This window comes from Rhodococcus sp. ENV425 (assembly GCF_002887785.1).
In the GTDB taxonomy this organism is placed as follows: Bacteria; Actinomycetota; Actinomycetes; order Mycobacteriales; family Mycobacteriaceae; genus Rhodococcus; species Rhodococcus aetherivorans.
The window spans coordinates 3376-3912 of the sequence record NZ_PCZU01000294.1; the positions used below are offsets into that span (position 1 = coordinate 3376).

Genomic DNA, 537 nt, shown 5'->3' on the forward strand with positions numbered 1-537 from the left:
GGACGACCGGGCGGGCACGCAGCTCGTGGCGTACCTGGTTCCGGAGACGGGCGCGGTGCTCGACATCGCGCACGTGAAGTCCGGGCTCGCCGGCGCGTTGCCGTCGTACATGGTGCCGGCGGCGTTCGTGGTGCTCGAGGCGCTGCCGCTGAACGTCAACGGCAAGCTCGACCGCAAGGCGCTGCCGGAACCGGTGTTCGAGGCGCGGCAGTTCCGCGCTCCGAGCACCCCCGTCGAGGAGATCGTCGCGGGCGTGTTCGCCGAGGTGCTCGGCCTCGCCCGGGTCGGCGTCGACGACGACTTCTTCGAGCTCGGCGGCAACTCGCTGATCGCCACCCAGGTGGTCTCCCGCATGGGGGCCGCGCTCGACGCGAAGATCCCCGTCCGGGTCGTCTTCGAGGCGCCCACGGTCGAGGCCCTCGCCGTCGCGGTCGAGCAGCACGCCGGCGGGGGCGGTCGTCCGCCGCTGGTGCCGCAGCCGCGGCCGGACCGGATCCCGCTGTCGCTGGCGCAGCAGCGCATGTGGTTCCTCAACCG

General features: G+C 73.4%; 1 protein-coding gene. It reads left to right on the forward strand.

Annotation, left to right across the window (positions count from 1 at the left end; translation table 11 throughout):
* Nucleotides 1-537: phosphopantetheine-binding protein (locus CQZ88_RS30295; protein ID WP_258008841.1), on the forward strand; the 537-nt coding region annotated here is incomplete at both ends.